Origin of the sequence: Streptomyces sp. NPDC007189 (genome assembly GCF_040703635.1) — a bacterium.
Classification (GTDB): Bacteria; Actinomycetota; Actinomycetes; order Streptomycetales; family Streptomycetaceae; genus Streptomyces.
Window position 1 is genome coordinate 198337 of record NZ_JBEYEY010000013.1, and the last position, 16440, is coordinate 214776.

Genomic DNA, 16440 nt, shown 5'->3' on the forward strand with positions numbered 1-16440 from the left:
GTAAGTTGTGCATGCCGCTTGAGCCGCTTACCGCCCGACCTGCTTATGGGGGATCTTGTCATGTCCGCCGTCGTCAGTCTCAGACGTGCCGCCCGGGAGACCGTCTCCGGGCTCCCCCGCGAGTTCTGGTGGCTGTGGACCAGCACCCTGATCAACCGGCTCGGCGCCTTCGTGGCCACCTTCATGGCCCTCTACCTCACCCTCGACCGCGGCTATTCGGCGTCCTACGCCGGTCTCGTCGCCTCGCTGCACGGGCTCGGGGGCGTCGTCTCCTCCCTCGCCGGCGGGGTGATGGCCGACCGGCTGGGACGGCGGCCCACGCTGCTTCTCGCCCAGTCGGCCACCGCCGCGTCCGTCGCGCTCCTCGGGTTCATGACCGGCCCCGTCTCCATCGCCGCCGTCGCCTTCCTCGTCGGCATGGCCTCCAACGCCTCCCGGCCCGCCGTACAGGCGATGATGGCCGACATCGTCCGGCCCGAGGACCGCGTCCGCGCCTTCTCCCTCAACTACTGGGCCATCAACCTCGGCTTCGCCGTCTCCTCCATGGCCGCGGGGTTCATCGCCGAGTTCAGCTATCGCGCCGGGTTCCTGATCGAGGCCGGGATGACCGCCGTCTGCGCGGTCGTCGTCTTCCTCAGGCTGCCCGAGTCCCGGCCCACGGCCACGGCCCGGCAGGCGGAGGCCGGCACCGGGCTCGGCACCGTGCTGCGCGACGGGCGGTACATGGCCGTCGTCGGGCTGTCGTTCCTGGTCGCGCTGGTCTTCCAGCAGGGGTCCGTGGGGCTGCCGGTGGCCATGGGCCGGGCCGGGTTCTCGCCCGCCGACTACGGCCTCGCCATCGCCGTCAACGGCATCCTGATCGTCGCCCTGCAGATCCCGGTCACCCGGTTCATCGAGCACCGCGACCCGCGCACCCTGCTGGTCGTCTCGTCGCTGCTCGCCGGGTACGGCTTCGGGCTCACCGCGTTCGCCGGCTCGGTCGGCGTCTTCATGGTCACCGTGTGCGTGTGGACCCTCGCCGAGATCGTCAACGCCCCGACCCAGACCGGCCTCGTCGTCCGGCTCTCCCCGGTCCACGGGCGCGGCCGCTACCAGGGCGTGTACACGCTGTCCTGGTCCGTCGCCGCGCTGGTCGCTCCGCTGATGTCCGGCGCGGTCATCGACCACTGGGGCGCGGAGTGGCTGTGGGGCCTGTGCGCGGTGATCGGGACCATCGCCGGGCTGGGGTACGGGCTGCTCATGCGGGGCCTGCCGAAGGAGGCTACGGCCGTGGCGACCCCGCGGACTGGTTCCGAGGCCGAGGTCAGCGCGGCGTGAGGGGCGGGGGGCCTGCGGCGCCGAGGATCCCCTGACGGCCCCAGCCCACACACACAACCGCCCCCCACCGGAATCCCGGCAGGGGGCCAGCGGTGTCGGGATCAGAACGCGAGGTTGATGCCGATCTGGTGGGGCTGGCTGAGGGCGCCCACGACCTCGCCCTGGACGGCGCCGAGCTGCGACAGGGCGTCGGCGGTGCTCAGGGTCGTGGAGTCGGCGGTGATGCTGGCCTGGGGGGCCAGACCACCGGAGACGCTGTCGAGCTCGGCGTCGGCGATCTCGGCGGTCTGGATCTGGTGAGCGGCGTTCATGAGGAAACTGCCCTTCGCATGGATGGTCCACATGGTCCAAGGGGATGCGGCCCGCTGGGGACTGACGTTGGGGCCGCGACCGTGGGCACGCGCCGTCCTTTCCGGACACCTGGCGCGATCCCGGCGGTGCGAGCGATCAAACCACGGAGCGTGCCGGGCATCCACCCAACCACCGCTCCCACCGGCCCAGTTGAAGGGCCCGGACCACGCATCCGTGCACGCGCGGTCACGCGTTGGGGCCAGATCCTTCACATCCCGCGCCGCACAGGCGGCCCACAGCTCTTGCCACCGCCGCACCGACCGGGACAACTCCCCACCAACCGAACCCGCCCGACCCGGGGTTGCGTACGCACTGTGCAGATTCCGTTCACAGGGCAATCCGCGGGGGCAGCCGCCGTCGGCAGCGCAGTGGCCCAGGTCACATCCGCCGCCGTCACATCTCTCCCGAGCGATCCGTCAAGGAGGTATAGCCATCGGAAAGTACAAGGGAAAGTACAAAAGGAGCCCACCATGGACGCTCGGCTGAACCTCTTCGGCAACCCGGTCGCCGGCAAGTTCCTCAAGTACCTCAACTCGGCGGGCAAGGCCGTCTCGGACTCCTCCCTGCCGGCCGCCACGCAGGAGCTGGTGAAGATCCGGGCCAGCCAGATCAACGGCTGCGGGTTCTGCACCGACATGCACACCAAGGACGCGGCCGCCGCCGGGGAGACGGCCCAGCGGCTGCACCTGGTGGCCGCCTGGCGGGAGGCCAAGGTGTTCAGCGACGCCGAGCGGGCCGCGCTGGAGCTGGCGGAGCAGGGCACCCGGATCGCCGACGCGGCCGGCGGAGTCCCGGACGAGGTGTGGGCGAACGCCGCCAAGCACTACGACGAGGACCAGCTCGCCGCGCTCGTCGCGCTGATCGCCCTGATCAACACCTACAACCGCCTCAACGTCATCGTCCAGCAGCCCGCCGGCGACTACCAGCCCGGCATGTTCGACTGACCTGGCACTCACCCAAGGAGGGCCCACACAAAGGAGGCCCACACAAAAGAGGCCGGCCTCACGGGTGCATGCGCGCGCCCTTCAGCGCCTTGTCCACCCCGCCCCGCGGGCCGTACACCGCGAGACCCACCAGGTCCAGCTCCGCGGTCGGTACGGCCCGCACGGCCGCGCGGTTGGCGCCGTCGTGGCCCGTGGCGAACAGGTCGGCCGTGAACACCGCCCGGGGCAGGGCGCGGCGCAGCACCCGGTCGTGGGCCGCCTTCAGGGTCTCCTTGGAGCCCTCCATGACCAGCACCGGCTGGCGGAACATGGGCAGGTAGCCGACGCCGTCCGCGTCCTCGTACGGCTCGCCGATCACCTCGGGGACCTGGGTGCCGAGGCCGCTGACCAGGAACGCGGTGACGTTGAGCCGCTGCCAGGGTTCCAGGTCCTCGCGCAGCAGCACGGCGATCTTCGTGTCGAAACGGATGGGTTCAGCGCTCATGGAATGAGACTGCCGGGCGTCGTACGGCCTGGTCTTGTACGTTCTTTGCGTGGCCGCCCGGCAGGAAGTCAGCGCGTGGCGCCCCCGTGTTCCGGGCGTCACCGAGGTCTTCCACGCCCGCTTCACCGAGTACGCCTACCCGATGCACGTCCACGACGCCTGGACGCTGCTGATCGTGGACGACGGGGCCGTGCGGTACGACCTGGACCGGCACGAGCACGGCACTCCGCACGACACCGTCACGCTGCTGCCGCCGCATGTGCCGCACAACGGCTCCCCGGCCACTCCGGACGGCTTCCGCAAGCGGGTGGTGTATCTGGACGGCAGCCGGCTCGGCGACGAGCTGATCGGGCCCGCCGTCGACACGCCGGATCTGCGGGACCCGGTGCTGCGGCGGCGCGTGGGACAGCTGCACGCGGCCCTGGTCCGGTCCGGCGACGAGTTGGAGGCGGAGAGCCGGCTGACCCTCGTCGGGGAGCGGCTGCGCGAGCATCTGCGGCGCCGCACGGACCCGCCCCGGCACCGCCCGGACCCGGTTCTCGGCCGGCGGCTGCGGGAGCTGCTGGACGCCCGGGTCGTCGAGGGCGTGTCGCTCCAGGAGGCGGCGCGCGTGCTGCACGCCCACCCCGCCCACCTGGTGCGGGCGTTCAGCGGCGCCTACGGCATCGCCCCGCACCAGTACCTGATGTCCCGCAGGGTCGGGCGCGCCCGGCGCCTGCTGCTGGACGGGCTGGCGCCGGGCGAGGTGGCCTCGGCCGCCGGGTTCTACGACCAGGCCCATCTCACCCGGCACTTCAAGAAGCTGGTCGGGGTGACGCCGGGCCGCTACCGCGTCAGTTCCCGCTGAGCCTCGTACAGGTTGCGCGGGCGTACGGCGTCCGTGGTGCCGTACAGCTCCAGCCGGGAGCGCAGGTCGCCGGTGAAGTCGGGGACGTCGGTCTGGTCGAACTCGGTCACCGTGTTGAGGCCGACGGTCGCCGAATAAGGCGCCAGGCCGTCGATCTTCATCAGGCCGGCGCGGCCGTTGGTGACCCTGATGTTCCAGTGGGTGAAGCGGGCGCCGAAGAGGGGGCCCGCGCTGGCGTCTCCGCCGTGCCGGCCGTCGTTGTTCACGGTGACGTCGGTGCGGACGTTCGCGAAGGGCAGGCCGCGGTGGCTGTCGAAGGTGCCCATCTCCATCCGGCCGCGCGACCAGACGTTGTGGGAGGACAGTCCCTCGACGTTGATGCCGTGCAGCTGGGTGCCGGGCGGGGCCGGGACGGTGCGCTGCTCGATCGTGAAGTCCTCGATCAGGTTGTCGTGGGAGCCCTCGCGGCAGAAGTACGGGTGGTGCGAGCCCCGGCCGGCCACCCGGGTGCGGCGCAGGGTGCAGGCGGAGGCGGCGACCAGACCGAAGCCGTTGTCCACGTCGGTCACCGTGACGTCGTCGAGCCAGCAGTCGTAGGCGCACTGCAGGACGACCCCGTTGTAGCCCTTGTCGAGCAGGTGCGGGGACTGCGGGGTGAGCACCGCCCGCAGGGTCAGGCCCTCGACGCCCGATCCGGTCAGTTCGGGGACGTGCGTGGTGAGTTGGGGGTTCCACTCGGGGCGGACGTCGAGCGGGAGAGGGCGTTCGAGGGTGATCCTGCGGCCCCGGACGCCGGTGATGCGCACCGGCCATTCGTAGGGGACGTACGACAGCAGCTTCGTCTTGTCGTCCCAGACGTACGACGCCGGGCCCGGGCCGCCGCCCGCCATGTGCTGCAGGAGGGTGTGGGCCGGGTCGTCGGCGAGCCGGAGGAGGACGAGCCGGCCGGGGTGCAGCCCCTCGGGATCGGCGACGGTGACCGTCCACGATCCCCGGGTGGCCGGTTCCACCGCCGTCAGCGCCGTCCACTCGTCCCGCTTGTTGCCGGTCCAGCCCTCGAAGGGCCAGGCCCGGGACCGGATCGCAGCCACCAGCGAGTCCCAGCGGGCCCTGGGCGCCAGCCAGATCAGGCCGCCCGCCCAGGACCAGGACGACTTGTCACCGCCGTAGCGGGAGCCGTAGACGCCGATCAGCTCGGTGAGGTTCCTGGTCGCGTACAGGGTGGTACGGCCGCTGCCGGCGCCGCGCAGCACGACGCCCGAGTCGCCGATGCGGATCAGGTCGTCGATGCGGAAGGTGCCGGGCGGGAGGGTGACCGTGCCCCCGCCGGCCCTTCCGGCGGCGGCGAGGGCACGGTTGATCGCGGGCGCCGAGTCGGTGGTGCCGTCGGGGACGGCGCCGTACTCGGTGGCGTCGGCGAAGTGGCGGGGGCGGGGCAGGCGGGGTGCTCCGCCGCGGCAGCCGGCACGGCCGACGTAGGGAATCTGCGGATGGGTGAAGGGCGAGCGGCTGAACTCACGCCAGATCGCCGGGACTTCGGGCCCGTCGGCGGCCGCCGCCCGGGCCGTGGTGGTCGCGCCGAGCGCCACGGCCGTGGCGGCGGTCAGCAGGGTCCGTCTCGTGAGGTGTGTGCCGCTCATGTCCACCCGCCCCTTCGTATTCATGAATATGAACGACGTTCAGGAATGCGTTGGCCGTGAGCATGCCACTCTGCAGAGGTGGTGGGAAGGGGTCGTGCGGTACGTCAGTCGGGTCGTGCGGTACGTCAGTCCGTCGGGCGCTCGATCAGGTGCTTGAACGCGTCCAGGTTGCGCGTGGACTCGCCCCGGGACACCCGCCAGGCGTACTCCTTGCGGATGGAGGAGGCGAAGCCCAGCTCCAGGAGCGTGTTGAAGGCGCCGTCGGCCGCTTCGAGGACCTGGCCGAGGAGGCGGTCGATCGCGTCGGGGGTGACGGAGGCGAGCGGCAGGCGCGCGGTGACGTAGACGTCGCCGAGGCGGTCGACGGCGTAACCGACGCCGTAGAGCTTGAGGTTGCGCTCCAGGAGCCAGCGGTGGACGCCCGCCTCGTTCTCGTCGGGGTGCCGGATGACGAACGCGTTCAGCGACAGGGAGTGGCGGCCGACGAGGAAGGAGACCGTCGTGGACAGCTTGCGGGTGCCCGGCAGCTTGACCACGTAGTTTCCGGGCTCGGGGCTCTCCCACTCGAGCTCGGCGTCCTTCAGGACGCCTTCCAGGACCTGTCCGGCCTTCTCGACATCACCCATGGTGGGAGCGTACGCGACGGCGGTGCGCCTGGGTCGCGGCCGTGTAGACGTCCGCGGTCTCGGCGGCGGCCCGGTCCCAGCCGAAGCACTGCGCGTGCCGGGCGGCGGCGCGGCCCATCCGTGCGGTCAGGTCCGGCGCGTCGGCGAAACGGCGCAGCACGCGCGCGTAGTCGGCGGGATCGTGGCCGTGGACCAGGAATCCGGTGTCGCCGTCGCGCACCGCCACCGGCAGGCCGCCGACCGAGGCCGCGAGCACCGGCGTGCCGGCCGCCTGCGCCTCTATCGCCACCAGCCCGAAGGACTCGCTGTAGGACGGCATGACCAGCACGGAAGCGGCCCGGAACCAGTCCGCCAGCTGCTCCTGGCCGACCGGCGGCCGGAACCGTACGACGTCCGCGATGCCGAGCCGGGCGGCGAGCTTCTGCAGCCCCTCGGGCTTGGCGAGCCCGCTGCCGCTCGGGCCGCCGACGACCGGGACGAGGATGCGCGAGCGCAGTTCCGGGCGCTCGTCCAGCAGCACCGCCACCGCGCGCAGCAGGATGTCCGGGGCCTTCAGGGGCTGTATGCGGCCCGCGAAGAGCGGGATCAGCGCGTCCTGGGGCAGGCCGAGGCGGGCGCGGGCGGCGGCGCGGCCGTCGGCGGGGCGGAAGCGGTCGAGGTTGACGCCCGGGTGGACGACGGCGACCTTCGCGGGGTCGGCGGCGTAGTACCGCACCAGCTCGCCGGCCTCCTCGTCCGTGTTGGCGATGAGCCGGTCGGCGGCGGCCACGATCTGGGTCTCGCCGATGACGCGGGCGGCGGGCTCGGGGGTGTCGCCGTCGGCCAGGTTGGCGTTCTTGACCTTGGCCATGGTGTGCATGGCGTGCACCAGCGGCACGCCCCAGCGCTGGGCGGCGAGCCAGCCGACGTGGCCGGACAGCCAGTAGTGGGAGTGGACGAGGTCGTAGTGGCCGGGGCGGTGACCGGCCCACGCCTGCATCACGCCGTGGGTGAAGGCGCACAGCTGGGCCGGCAGGTCCTCCTTGGCCAGGCCCTCATAGGGGCCGGCGTCGACGTGCCGGACCAGGACCCCGGGGGCCAGGTCGACGGCGGGGGGCAGTCCCCCGGCCGTGGCGCGGGTGAAGATCTCCACCTCGATGCCGTGCGCGGCCAGGCGCTGGGCCAGCTCCACGATGTAGACGTTCATGCCGCCGGCGTCACCGGTGCCGGGCTGGTGGAGCGGGGAGGTGTGCACGGAGAGCATGGCGACCCTGCGGGGCCTGCGGTGCAGTCGTAGCCGTGACGCGGCCGACGGGGAGCGTCGCCCGAGCCTGCTGACGTACTGGCTCACGTGGCGGTCCTCTCCTTGCTGCGGGCATGCCGGACGGAGGACCGACCTCGCCCTCCGAACAGTTCCAACAGTGCCGGGGGCCCGGGCCATTTCCCGATCACGGCGCTTTACCCAATCATTACCGTCGGTCGAGCAACCGTTCGATGCGCCGGGCCGCCTACCCTCGTACGTATGACAGCCCGCGCCACCCGCCGCCCCGTGGGAACCATCACGCGCGGGACGACCAACCCCAACCGGCTCCGCCGCATGGACCGCTGGATCGCGGCGACCCACGGCGCCGAACTGCGCCGCGCCGCGGCCCCCCTGGCCGTCGACCTCGGCTACGGCGCCGCCCCCTGGACCGCCGTGGAACTGCTCGGCCGGCTGCGGACAGCCGCGCCCCGCACGCGCGTGACCGGCATCGAGATCGAACCGGCGCGCGTCGCGACGGCGAAGGCGTACGAACGGGAGGGGCTGACCTTCCGGCACGGCGGCTTCGAGGTGCCCGTGCCGGGGCGGCCGGTGCTCATCCGGGCCGCCAACGTGCTGCGCCAGTACGACGAGGCGGAGGTCGCCGCCGTGTGGGCGCGGCTGTGCGCGCGGCTCGCCCCGGCCGGCGACGGCTCGCGCGGCGGGCTGCTGGTGGAGGGCACGTGCGACGAGATCGGGCGGCGGCACGTGTGGGTGGCGCTCGGCCCGGAGGGGCCGCGGACCGTCACGTTCGCCACCCGGCTCGGCTCGCTTCAGCGGCCCTCGGACCTCGCCGAGCGGCTGCCGAAGGCGCTGATCCACCGCAATGTCCCCGGCGAGCCGGTGCACGCCTTCCTGTGCGACTTCGACCGCGCCTGGGCCGCCGCCGCGCCCTTCGCCTCCTACGGCGCCCGCCAGCGCTGGCTGCGCGCGGTACGGGACCTGACGGCCGACTGGCCGGTGACGGACTCCCCCGCCCGCTGGCGGCAGGGCGAAGTGACCGTGGCGTGGGAGGCGTTGGCGCCCCGGAGCTGAATCACCCGTTCGGGGAAGGCGGGACGGAACGAACCTCGTGCGCCGTTCGTCACATCGGCGGGGAGATCGTCGGACCGTGGCGGCCACCAGGGGGAAGAGCACTTCTGACCTCTGTCGTTTTGCGGCGCAACGTGACACCATCCCCCCGGAGTCGTGAAGTTACTGACGGTAAATCAGCTTTGGGGGCATGTGCGATGGGCTGGGGCAAGCGCAGCATCCTCTCGGCCGCCGTGACGGTGGTCTGCGCCGTGACCGTGCTGGGAGCGCCCGGCACGGCCTTCGCCGACCCGGCGCCCCGCCCGAGCACCTCACCGACTCCCCCGCCGGGCAAGGACCTCGAGAAGGTCCGCGAGAAGCTCGACCGGCTCTACCACGACGCGGCCGTCGCCACCGACGCCTACAACGCGGCCGAGGAGAAGGCCAAGCAGCAGTCCGCCCGGATCGACGCGCTGGCCGGGAAGATCGAGGAGGGGCAGCGGCGGCTCGCCGGGCTCAAGGACCGGGCGGGCGCGGCCGCCCGCGAGCAGTACCGCACCGGGGGCATCCCGCCCGCCGCCCGGTTCCTGCTCAGCGACGACCCCGGGCAGGTCCTGGACGGCGCAGGACTGGTCCTGCAGGGCCAGCGGGCGACGAAAACGCTGATGGGCGAACTGACCAGCACCCAGAAGCAGTTGCGGTCGTACGCCGCCGACGCCGCCGACCGGTGGAAGAAGCTGGACGCCGAGCGCCGGGCCAAGGCCGCCGCGAAGAAGCGGATCGAGCGGCAGATCTCCGCCGCCGAGAAGCTCCAGTCCCAACTGGAGGAGAAGGACCGGGAGCGGCTCGCCGAGCTGGAGAAGCAGGCCGCGCTGAAGGCGCAGACGCGCTGGCTGGACACCGGCATCCTCAAGCGGATCCACGGCAAGGCGTCCACGCGGGGCGAGAAGGCCGTCGCGTTCGCCGCCGCCCAGCTCGGCAAGCCGTACGTCTGGGGCGCCGAGGGCCCGAAGTCCTTCGACTGCTCGGGGCTGACCTCCCAGGCCTGGGCGGCGGCCGGCCACCCCATCCCGCGCACCTCGCAGGAGCAGTGGAAGCAGCTCAAGCACATCGGCATCGAGGACATGCGCCCCGGCGACCTCATCATCTACTTCCACGACGCCAGCCATGTCGCCCTCTACATCGGCGACGGCACGATCATCCAGGCCCCGCGCCCGGGACGGGACGTGACGATCGCGGGCGCCGGCACGATGCCGATCCTGGGCGTCGTACGGCCGGACGCGTAGGCCTCGCGGCCGGGCGCAGGGCGGTACGGCCCCGCCCGCGCCCCTTGGGGAATCGGACGTGACGTACGCCATGTGACCCACTCCACCGTCAACCCCCGCCCAAACCCCGGCCGGACGTGAGCTTCGTCATTCCCGCACCTTCGGCGGCCTGTCCAACTGCGGTACAGAACGCGGCATATGACAACGGCCTGCGCGCGAGCGACGCGGCTCACACCATTCCATCGGGGCGCGACCACCCGCTATGGTCCCCGTCGGCGGCATCGAGACCCTCGGCGCCGCCCGTGCCCTCGGGGGGAGGGAAGGAACCCAAGACGATGCCCGTACCCGTACCGCGGCAGAGAGCGATCCCGGCCGTGGAGAGTGGTCAGGCTGAGGCCGCCTCCGCAGTCGGCGGCCCCCTCAAGGAAGAGGCCCACCGCGACGCCGCGCCCACGAGTGGCAGCGGCGCCACTCTCACCCTGCTGCTGATCGAGGACGATCCGGCCGGCTCGCCGATCGTCCCCGACCTGCTGGACTCGGCCGGCAAGCCGATCCGCGTGCGCACCGCCCGCAACCTCACCGAGGCCGAGCGGCTGCTGACCGACGACGTCCACTGCATCCTGCTCGACCTGGCGCTCCCGGCGCCGGGCCGCAGTGACAGCGACGACGAGCTGGCCGTGCTCAAGCACGTGCTCCGGCTCGCGCCCCGGCACGCCGTGCTCGCCCTGACCGCCTCCGGCGACACCGAGCGCGGCACGGAGGCCGTGCGCGTCGGCGCGCAGGACTACCTCTTCCGGGACGAGCTGGACGGCCGGCTGCTCAGCCGCGCCATCCGGTACGCGGTGGAGCGGAAGCGTTCCGACACGGCCGAGCGGCGGCTGGCCGAGGGCCGGCTGCGCGCACAGGAGAACCGCCGGCTGGAACGCGGCCTGCTGCCCACCCCCCTGCTGGAGGGCTCCTCGCTGCGCTTCGCCGCCCGCTACCGCCCCGGCCGCTCCCGGGCGCTGCTCGGCGGCGACTTCTACGACGCCGTGCGCACCCCCGACGGCACCGTGCACGCCATGATCGGCGACGTCTGCGGCCACGGCCCGGACGAGGCCGCGCTCGGCGTGGAGCTGCGCATCGCCTGGCGGGCGCTGACCCTGGCCGGCCTGTGCGGCGACGAACTGCTCGGCACGCTGCAGCAGGTGCTGGAGCACGAGCGGGCCGACGAGGAGATCTTCGCGACCCTGTGCACGGTGGACATCGCGCCCGACGGCCGCCGCGCGGGCCTGTGCCTGGCCGGACACCCGGCCCCGCTGCTCGCCCGCCCGGGCCGGCAGGCCCGTCTGCTGCCGTACGACAACAACGGCCCCGCCCTCGGGCTGCTGCCCGGCGCCCGCTGGCCGCGGATGCAGGTGGAGCTGGGTTCCGAGTGGAGCCTGATGCTCTACACCGACGGCCTGATCGAGGGCCGGGTCGGCGAGGGCGGGGAGCGGCTGGGCCAGGACGGCATGGTCGCGATGATCCGCCGGCAGCTGGCCGAGGGACTGCGGGGCGAGGAGCTGCTGCGGGCCGCGGTGAGCGAGGTGCGCGAGCTCAATGGGGGCGAGCTGACGGACGACGTGGCTGTGGTGCTGCTGGACCGGGCGCCGTAGGACGTCGGGGGCTCGCCGTAGGGATTCGTCGCCGCCGCCGGGAGCGAGTCCGCTGTGGTCGTTCGCCCAGCTTTCCGCGCCCCTTGGGCGGGATGCCCTCAGCGGCCGCCGTTGTACGGCCCGTAGGGACCGTCGCTGCTGCTGCCGCGCCCCCGCCGCCGGAACCCTCTGCCACCTGACACCTGCTGGAGCGCCGGGCGGACGTCCACGAAGAAGACGATCGTGGCGACCAGGCCCGCGAGCTGCAGGAACAGCATCGGGACGAAGAGGTTCACGGCGACCGCGATGCCCAGGATGATCAGCCAGAAGCCCTTGTTCTGCTTGTCCGCGGCGCGGTATGCGTCGTCGCGGAAGATGGCCGCCATCACGAACGCCACGATGGCGAGCGCCAGCATGGCGGTGAAGATCAGCCACATCACTCCGCCGACTGCCGTCATCAGCACAATGCCCACCACCCGAGTCGAGTCCGTACAGCCACCGTACCCGTACAACGGGCCGGACACCCCGAAGGTGCCCGGCCCGGTGTGACCTCGTCGCTGCCGGTCACTTGTCCGACGGCGTGGTCTTCTTCGGGGTGGTCGTCTTGCGCGCGGCGGGGGCCTTCTTCGCCGCCGGCTTCTTGTCGGCGGAGTCGGCCTCGGCCGGCTTGGGCTCCTCGTTGGCCTGGGCGGGCTCGGCCTTGCCCTCGACGGCGACCGCGATGTCCTCGATCTCCTCGGCGGCCTCGCCGCGCCAGTGCTTCACGGCCTGCTCGCCCTGCTCGGCGACCTTCTCGTAGGCCTCACGCGCCTTGACGGCGTACTCGGCCGCGACGCCGACGCCGCGCAGCGCGAAGTCCTGGGCCTGCTCGCCGAGCTTCTTCAGGTCGACGTCGAGGGTGCCGAGGAACTCGTTGACCCTGCTCTGCAGGGTCTCCTGCGCCTCCTTGGCCCGGGCGGCGGCCTTCTCCTGCACGGCCTTGGGGTCGGTGTTGCGCACGGCATCGATGCGGGCCGGCGCCTCGGCGCGCAGCTGCTCGACCAGGGCGGGCACCTTCTTGGCCTGCTTCAGGGCGAGGTCGGCGGTGCCGGCGGCGAAGTAGAGCGGAGTCGGGTCGCTGAGGGTCTTGCGCAGGTCGTCGGTGATGGCCATGGTGATCAGGTCCTCCCGGATTCGCGTTCGGCTGAGGTGGTGTGGTCCGCGGTGGTACGGCCGGCGCCCTGGTCCGGTTATCCGGCCGTACGCCGCGGGTCCGCGTCGGCACCGTGTCCGTCGGCCGCGCCGGAGTCCAGGTCCCTGTCCTGGGCCGGGTCCCCGGCCTCCTCGGCCGCGGCGGGCTCGCCGACCCCGAATCCGTTCTCTTTCCGGAAGGACTCGTAGATCTGGAGCAGCACCTGCTTCTGCCGCTCGTTCAGCGAGGGATCGGCGAGGATGACGGCGCGCGTCTCCACCTCGTCCCGGTCCCGCTCGGCGTCGAGGATCCCGGCGCGGACGTACAGCGTCTCGGCGGAGATGCGCAGGGCCTTGGCGACCTGCTGGAGCACCTCCGCGCTCGGCTTGCGCAGCCCGCGCTCGATCTGGCTCAGGTAGGGATTGGACACCCCGGCGGCGTCGGCGAGCTGCCGCAGCGACAGTTGGGCGTTTCGCCGCTGCTCGCGCAGATACTCGCCGAGATTGCCGACGTTCAGTGATGCCATGCCTCCACCTTGCCCCACCGTCGCTAACAATTGCAAGCACCCGCTTGCAAAAGTCTGTCGCGGGTCGTGTGCTCTCGCGCTCGGCGGTCAGGACGGCTGGACTCGGTCGAAGAGGGCGAGGGCCTCGGCGGGGTCCGGGCTCACGAGGCGTTCCAGACCGGCCGTCGTGATCTTCGCCCACCTCCCGGCGCGTACCCACATCTGTTCCTCGAAGGCGCGAACGGCCTGGTCCAGGTCTTCGGAGCCGGCGGCGATGGACTCGGCGAGTTCGGCGCCTTCCAGCATCGCGAGGTTGGCGCCAGCCCCCAAGGGGGGCATCAGATGGGCGGCGTCGCCCAGGAGCGTCACGCCGAAGACGTGGGTCCAGGTGTGGGAGACGGGCAGGACGTAGAGGGGACGGCGGACGAACGCGGTGCCGTGGCGGAGGAGGTCGAGGACAGGAACGGCCCAGCCGTCGAACAGCGCCAGCAGGCTCGATCGCACGGCCTCGACGTCGGCCAGGTCCAGGTTCGCGTGCCAGTCCAGCGGCGCGCGGAACTGGGCGTGCACCTTGACGTGGCCGCCGCTGTTGCGCTGGGCGACGACAGCTCGGTTCACGCCGTACACGGCCACGGAACCGTCGCCGATCAACCGGGCGAGCTCGGGGTGACGGGTGTCGACGTCGTCGAGGGAGGTCTCGAGGGAGGTGACGCCGGTGTAGTGCGGCGTCACCGACGAGACTGCCGGGCGGACCCGGGACCAGGCGCCGTCCGCGCCGACCACGAGGTCGAACGTCTCCTGTCGCCCGTCCGCGAACTGGACCAGTACGCCGTCCCGGGTCCCCGGCACCACCTGCGTCACGCTGCGGCCCCACTGGACGTCGAGAGGGCCGAGCAGCAGGTCACGGAGTTGCCCGCGGTCGATCTCGGGATTGGCCCGGTCGTCCGGACGGGGTCGCCAGTCGCGCAGGACGGTCCCGGCCGTGTCCAGGATGCGCATGGCCTGCCCCTCGGGGCGGGACAGCGCCTGGAACTCCGCCAGCAGCCCCGCCTTGTCCAGCGCGAGCTGGCCCAGCCCTTCGTGCAGGTCCAGCGTGCCGCCCGGGGGGCGGGCGTCGGGGGCGGGATCGCGTTCCAGGACGGCGACGGGACAGCCGTGGCGGTGCAGGACACGGGCGAAGGTGAGGCCGCCGGGACCGCTCCCGACCACGGCGATACGATGTCTCATGTCAATACACTGTATTGGCACCTGACGATGTATCGCAATAGTACGGTGTGACCATGACTGTTTGGGACCGGCCGGAGCCGCCGGCTCGCCCCGTGCCGCTCGACCGGGAGCGGATCGTCGCCGCCGCCGTCGCGCTGGCCGACGAGGGCGGGCTGGAGGCGGTGTCGTTGCGCAAGGTCGCCGCCCGGCTGAACGCCGGCCCGATGCGGCTGTACGGATACATCTCCACCAAGCAGGAGCTGTTCGACCTCATGATGGACGAGGTCCAGGCCGAGATCCTCCCCGAAGAGCAGCCCGGCGACTGGCGGGAGGGGCTGCGCGTCCTCGCCCACCGCACCAGGCGGGCCGCTCTGCGTCACGAATGGCTGGCCGACCTGCTCGGCGGCCGCCCGGCCCTGGGCCCGAACGGCCTCGCCGTGACCGAGGCCACGCTGGCCGCCCTCGACGGCCTCGCCGACATCGACACCGTCATGCGCGCCGTGGAGACGGTGAGCGCCTACTTCACCGGCGCGATCAGGCGCGAGATCGCGAACCTGCGGGCCGAGCGCGCCACGGGCCTGTCCAAGCGCGACTGGCAGCGCGCCTCCGGCCCGCATGTGACGAGAATGCTGGCCACGGGCCGCTTCCCGGCGCTGGCCAAGGCCGTGTACGACGGCACGGACGTGGATGCCGAGACATCCTTCGCGACCGGCCTGGACTGGGTCCTCGACGCCGTGGCCGCCAAACTCACCCGGCCGCCGACGTGAGCCCCAGCTCTTGCCGAAGGCCCCTCGCCTCACCAGTGGACACGCCATGGACGCCAGACCTGATGTGATCATCGGCTGCCGGGACACCCCGTCGGTCGGTGTGCGGCTCTGTGACCGGGGCGGCGTCGACGCCGACTCCGTGCACTATGCCGTCGAACTGTGGGCTCCGGGTCTGACTGCTCGCGTCGACGAGGTGGTGGCCTGGAGCCCGGGCCGGGGTCTCGCTGCGTTCCTGGACGAACTGGCCGCCGGCTACCGGGGATGGGACGGCGAACGGGACTGGCAGACCGACGACGGGGACCTGGCTCTGTCGGCCGTCTTCCGGGCCGGTGGCCATGTCGGACTGACCTGGAGCCTGCGCCCCTGGCAGAAAGCAGCCGGCGGGTGGAGCGCGTCGGTGACCACCCGGGTGGAGGCCGGAGAGCAGATGGCGCTCCTGGCATCCGAGGTCCGGCGCTTTCTCAGCGGAAGGTAGTCGGGAGGGGTTCACCTTCCCGGAGACGGGGCAATTCCTCACCCATGCGCCCGGACGACTGGCACCTCACCGAAGACGTCGACGACTTCCTCGCCCGCGCCGGGGACTTCCTGCGCTCACGGCCCGGTGCGCACGTCATGGCGCTGACCTGGGCAGAGAGGGTGCGCAAGCGGGGGACGGAGGCTTTCGGCGCCTCAGATCCCGTCTTCGGTGTGCTGGAGCGGGCGGGCGAGGTGCACGCCGCCTTCTACCGGCTCCCGCCCCGAGGCCTGGGCCTGACCCCGCTCACGCCCGGGCAGGCCGACACCCTGGCCGCCCGGCTGGCCGGCCTCGGGCACCGGCTGCCCTCCGTCGGCGCGGACCACGACAGCGCCACCGCGTTCGCCGAGGCCTGGCGGCGGCACACCGGCGCGACGGCGAGCCCGCGCGGCCCGCGGCTGCGGCTGTACCGGCTCGGCACGCTCACCCCGCCGGAGCCGATGCCCGCCGGGCGGGCCCGGGTCCTGGGCGAGCAGGACCTCGACGAAGCCATGTTCTGGTGCGGCGAGTTCGCCAAGGCCGTCGGGGAGGACGTGTCCATCGACGCCGGCACATGGGCCGGCACCCGCTTCGCCGACAAGCGCTACACGCTCTGGGAGACCCCGGACGGCGCCCCCGTCTCCGTCGCGGGCATGAACCCGCTGATCGGCGGCCAGATCCAGGTCGACGTCGTCTACACCCCGGCCCACCTGCGCGGCCGCGGCTACGCGGCGGCCGTGACGGCGGAGGTCAGCCGGGCCGCGCTGGCCGCGGGCGCGCGGGACGTCGTCCTGTTCGCCGACCTGTCCAACCCCGCCAGCAACGCCCTCTACCAGCGCCTCGGCTATCGCACGCTCGCCGACTGGGCGGCGTACGACTTCGGCGGCCCGCAGGGCTGACCGGTCAGGCACGATCACA

Annotated in this window: 18 protein-coding genes; 9 read left to right on the forward strand and 9 right to left on the reverse strand. The window is 72.5% G+C overall.

Annotated elements, in window-relative coordinates; translation table 11 throughout:
* Nucleotides 1-60: 60 nt before the first annotated feature.
* Entirely contained in the window at nt 61-1317 is a 1257-nt protein-coding gene (locus AB0950_RS25900; protein ID WP_366779513.1) for an MFS transporter, read from the forward strand.
* Between the two features lie 101 nt (nt 1318-1418).
* Here AB0950_RS25900 and AB0950_RS25905 read toward each other — a convergent pair whose 3' ends face one another.
* Nucleotides 1419-1661, reverse strand: a complete 243-nt coding sequence (locus AB0950_RS25905; protein ID WP_360160024.1) for a hypothetical protein — start codon at nt 1659-1661, stop codon at nt 1419-1421.
* A gap of 477 nt (nt 1662-2138) precedes the next feature.
* On the opposite strand from AB0950_RS25905, the gene AB0950_RS25910 reads away from it, so the two are divergent.
* Nucleotides 2139-2612 (forward strand): carboxymuconolactone decarboxylase family protein, encoded by a 474-nt coding sequence (locus tag AB0950_RS25910; protein ID WP_360575301.1) that lies wholly within the window; start codon nt 2139-2141, stop codon nt 2610-2612.
* 58 nt (nt 2613-2670) lie between these two features.
* Here AB0950_RS25910 and AB0950_RS25915 read toward each other — a convergent pair whose 3' ends face one another.
* The gene (locus AB0950_RS25915) at nt 2671-3096 is read right to left on the reverse strand and encodes a DUF2000 domain-containing protein (RefSeq protein WP_360160026.1); all 426 of its coding nucleotides are present in this window, start codon (nt 3094-3096) and stop codon (nt 2671-2673) included.
* 49 nt (nt 3097-3145) lie between these two features.
* Here AB0950_RS25915 and AB0950_RS25920 point away from each other — a divergent pair, with 49 nt between their 5' ends.
* Complete coding sequence (locus AB0950_RS25920; protein WP_360160027.1) at nt 3146-3943, forward strand: AraC family transcriptional regulator; 798 nt, start codon at nt 3146-3148, stop codon at nt 3941-3943.
* Here the strand turns inward: AB0950_RS25920 and AB0950_RS25925 are convergent.
* From AB0950_RS25925 to mshA, 3 genes are all read right to left on the reverse strand, one after another.
* A complete protein-coding gene (locus AB0950_RS25925; protein WP_366779514.1) occupies nt 3922-5583 on the reverse strand; it encodes a glycosyl hydrolase family 28-related protein in 1662 nt (553 codons plus the stop codon). The two genes, AB0950_RS25920 and AB0950_RS25925, sit on opposite strands and share 22 nt — an antisense overlap.
* Nucleotides 5584-5708: 125 nt before the next feature.
* Nucleotides 5709-6209: a YbjN domain-containing protein gene (locus tag AB0950_RS25930; RefSeq protein WP_360160029.1), complete on the reverse strand. Its 501-nt coding sequence runs from the start codon at nt 6207-6209 to the stop codon at nt 5709-5711.
* Entirely contained in the window at nt 6202-7539 is a 1338-nt protein-coding gene (mshA, locus tag AB0950_RS25935) for a D-inositol-3-phosphate glycosyltransferase (protein ID WP_360160030.1), read from the reverse strand. The genes AB0950_RS25930 and mshA overlap by 8 nt, the downstream gene beginning before the upstream one ends.
* Nucleotides 7540-7710: 171 nt before the next feature.
* Between mshA and AB0950_RS25940 the strand changes: the two genes are divergently transcribed.
* The 3 genes from AB0950_RS25940 to AB0950_RS25950 all read left to right on the forward strand — a co-directional run bounded on the left by AB0950_RS25940 (nt 7711) and on the right by AB0950_RS25950 (nt 11401).
* Complete coding sequence (locus AB0950_RS25940; protein WP_366779515.1) at nt 7711-8523, forward strand: class I SAM-dependent methyltransferase; 813 nt, start codon at nt 7711-7713, stop codon at nt 8521-8523.
* Nucleotides 8524-8717: 194 nt separating this feature from the next.
* The gene (locus tag AB0950_RS25945; protein ID WP_366779516.1) at nt 8718-9785 is read left to right on the forward strand and encodes an NlpC/P60 family protein; all 1068 of its coding nucleotides are present in this window, start codon (nt 8718-8720) and stop codon (nt 9783-9785) included.
* A 314-nt stretch (nt 9786-10099) separates the two neighbouring features.
* Nucleotides 10100-11401 carry a fused response regulator/phosphatase gene (locus AB0950_RS25950; protein ID WP_360575298.1) on the forward strand — a complete coding sequence of 434 codons (1302 nt, stop codon included), beginning with the start codon at nt 10100-10102 and terminating at the stop codon, nt 11399-11401.
* A 98-nt stretch (nt 11402-11499) separates the two neighbouring features.
* Here the strand turns inward: AB0950_RS25950 and AB0950_RS25955 are convergent, their stop codons facing one another.
* The 4 genes from AB0950_RS25955 to AB0950_RS25970 form a co-directional block, all read right to left on the reverse strand.
* On the reverse strand, nt 11500-11844 hold the full coding sequence (locus AB0950_RS25955; RefSeq protein ID WP_360160103.1) for a DUF2516 family protein: 345 nt from the start codon (nt 11842-11844) through the stop codon (nt 11500-11502).
* A 100-nt stretch (nt 11845-11944) separates the two neighbouring features.
* Nucleotides 11945-12532, reverse strand: a complete 588-nt coding sequence (locus AB0950_RS25960; RefSeq protein ID WP_360160034.1) for a hypothetical protein — start codon at nt 12530-12532, stop codon at nt 11945-11947.
* 77 nt (nt 12533-12609) lie between these two features.
* Complete coding sequence (locus AB0950_RS25965) at nt 12610-13077, reverse strand: helix-turn-helix transcriptional regulator (RefSeq protein WP_366779517.1); 468 nt, start codon at nt 13075-13077, stop codon at nt 12610-12612.
* Nucleotides 13078-13164: 87 nt separating this feature from the next.
* Complete coding sequence (locus AB0950_RS25970) at nt 13165-14283, reverse strand: NAD(P)/FAD-dependent oxidoreductase (RefSeq protein WP_366779518.1); 1119 nt, start codon at nt 14281-14283, stop codon at nt 13165-13167.
* Nucleotides 14284-14336: 53 nt separating this feature from the next.
* Between AB0950_RS25970 and AB0950_RS25975 the strand changes: the two genes are divergently transcribed.
* The 3 genes from AB0950_RS25975 to AB0950_RS25985 are packed head-to-tail and all read left to right on the forward strand — an operon-like array spanning nt 14337 to nt 16421.
* Entirely contained in the window at nt 14337-15029 is a 693-nt protein-coding gene (locus AB0950_RS25975; protein ID WP_366779519.1) for a TetR/AcrR family transcriptional regulator C-terminal domain-containing protein, read from the forward strand.
* A gap of 46 nt (nt 15030-15075) precedes the next feature.
* Entirely contained in the window at nt 15076-15504 is a 429-nt protein-coding gene (locus AB0950_RS25980) for a DUF6228 family protein (RefSeq protein WP_360160038.1), read from the forward strand.
* Nucleotides 15505-15548: 44 nt separating this feature from the next.
* A complete protein-coding gene (locus tag AB0950_RS25985) occupies nt 15549-16421 on the forward strand; it encodes a GNAT family N-acetyltransferase (protein ID WP_366779520.1) in 873 nt (290 codons plus the stop codon).
* Nucleotides 16422-16440: the final 19 nt, after the last annotated feature.

Excerpts from the sequence above, each read along its gene's own strand:
- AB0950_RS25900 (WP_366779513.1), top strand. The coding sequence starts at position 61 with ATGTCCGCCGTCGTCAGTCTCAGACGTGCCGCCCGGGAGACCGTCTCC.
- AB0950_RS25960 (WP_360160034.1), bottom strand. The coding sequence starts at position 12,532 with ATGGCCATCACCGACGACCTGCGCAAGACCCTCAGCGACCCGACTCCG.
- AB0950_RS25965 (WP_366779517.1), bottom strand. The coding sequence starts at position 13,077 with ATGGCATCACTGAACGTCGGCAATCTCGGCGAGTATCTGCGCGAGCAG.
- AB0950_RS25950 (WP_360575298.1), top strand. The coding sequence starts at position 10,100 with ATGCCCGTACCCGTACCGCGGCAGAGAGCGATCCCGGCCGTGGAGAGT.
- AB0950_RS25925 (WP_366779514.1), bottom strand. The coding sequence starts at position 5,583 with ATGAGCGGCACACACCTCACGAGACGGACCCTGCTGACCGCCGCCACG.
- AB0950_RS25970 (WP_366779518.1), bottom strand. The coding sequence starts at position 14,283 with ATGAGACATCGTATCGCCGTGGTCGGGAGCGGTCCCGGCGGCCTCACC.
- AB0950_RS25915 (WP_360160026.1), bottom strand. The coding sequence starts at position 3,096 with ATGAGCGCTGAACCCATCCGTTTCGACACGAAGATCGCCGTGCTGCTG.
- AB0950_RS25975 (WP_366779519.1), top strand. The coding sequence starts at position 14,337 with ATGACTGTTTGGGACCGGCCGGAGCCGCCGGCTCGCCCCGTGCCGCTC.
- AB0950_RS25940 (WP_366779515.1), top strand. The coding sequence starts at position 7,711 with ATGACAGCCCGCGCCACCCGCCGCCCCGTGGGAACCATCACGCGCGGG.
- AB0950_RS25905 (WP_360160024.1), bottom strand. The coding sequence starts at position 1,661 with ATGTGGACCATCCATGCGAAGGGCAGTTTCCTCATGAACGCCGCTCAC.
- AB0950_RS25980 (WP_360160038.1), top strand. The coding sequence starts at position 15,076 with ATGGACGCCAGACCTGATGTGATCATCGGCTGCCGGGACACCCCGTCG.
- AB0950_RS25985 (WP_366779520.1), top strand. The coding sequence starts at position 15,549 with ATGCGCCCGGACGACTGGCACCTCACCGAAGACGTCGACGACTTCCTC.
- AB0950_RS25910 (WP_360575301.1), top strand. The coding sequence starts at position 2,139 with ATGGACGCTCGGCTGAACCTCTTCGGCAACCCGGTCGCCGGCAAGTTC.
- AB0950_RS25930 (WP_360160029.1), bottom strand. The coding sequence starts at position 6,209 with ATGGGTGATGTCGAGAAGGCCGGACAGGTCCTGGAAGGCGTCCTGAAG.
- AB0950_RS25945 (WP_366779516.1), top strand. The coding sequence starts at position 8,718 with ATGGGCTGGGGCAAGCGCAGCATCCTCTCGGCCGCCGTGACGGTGGTC.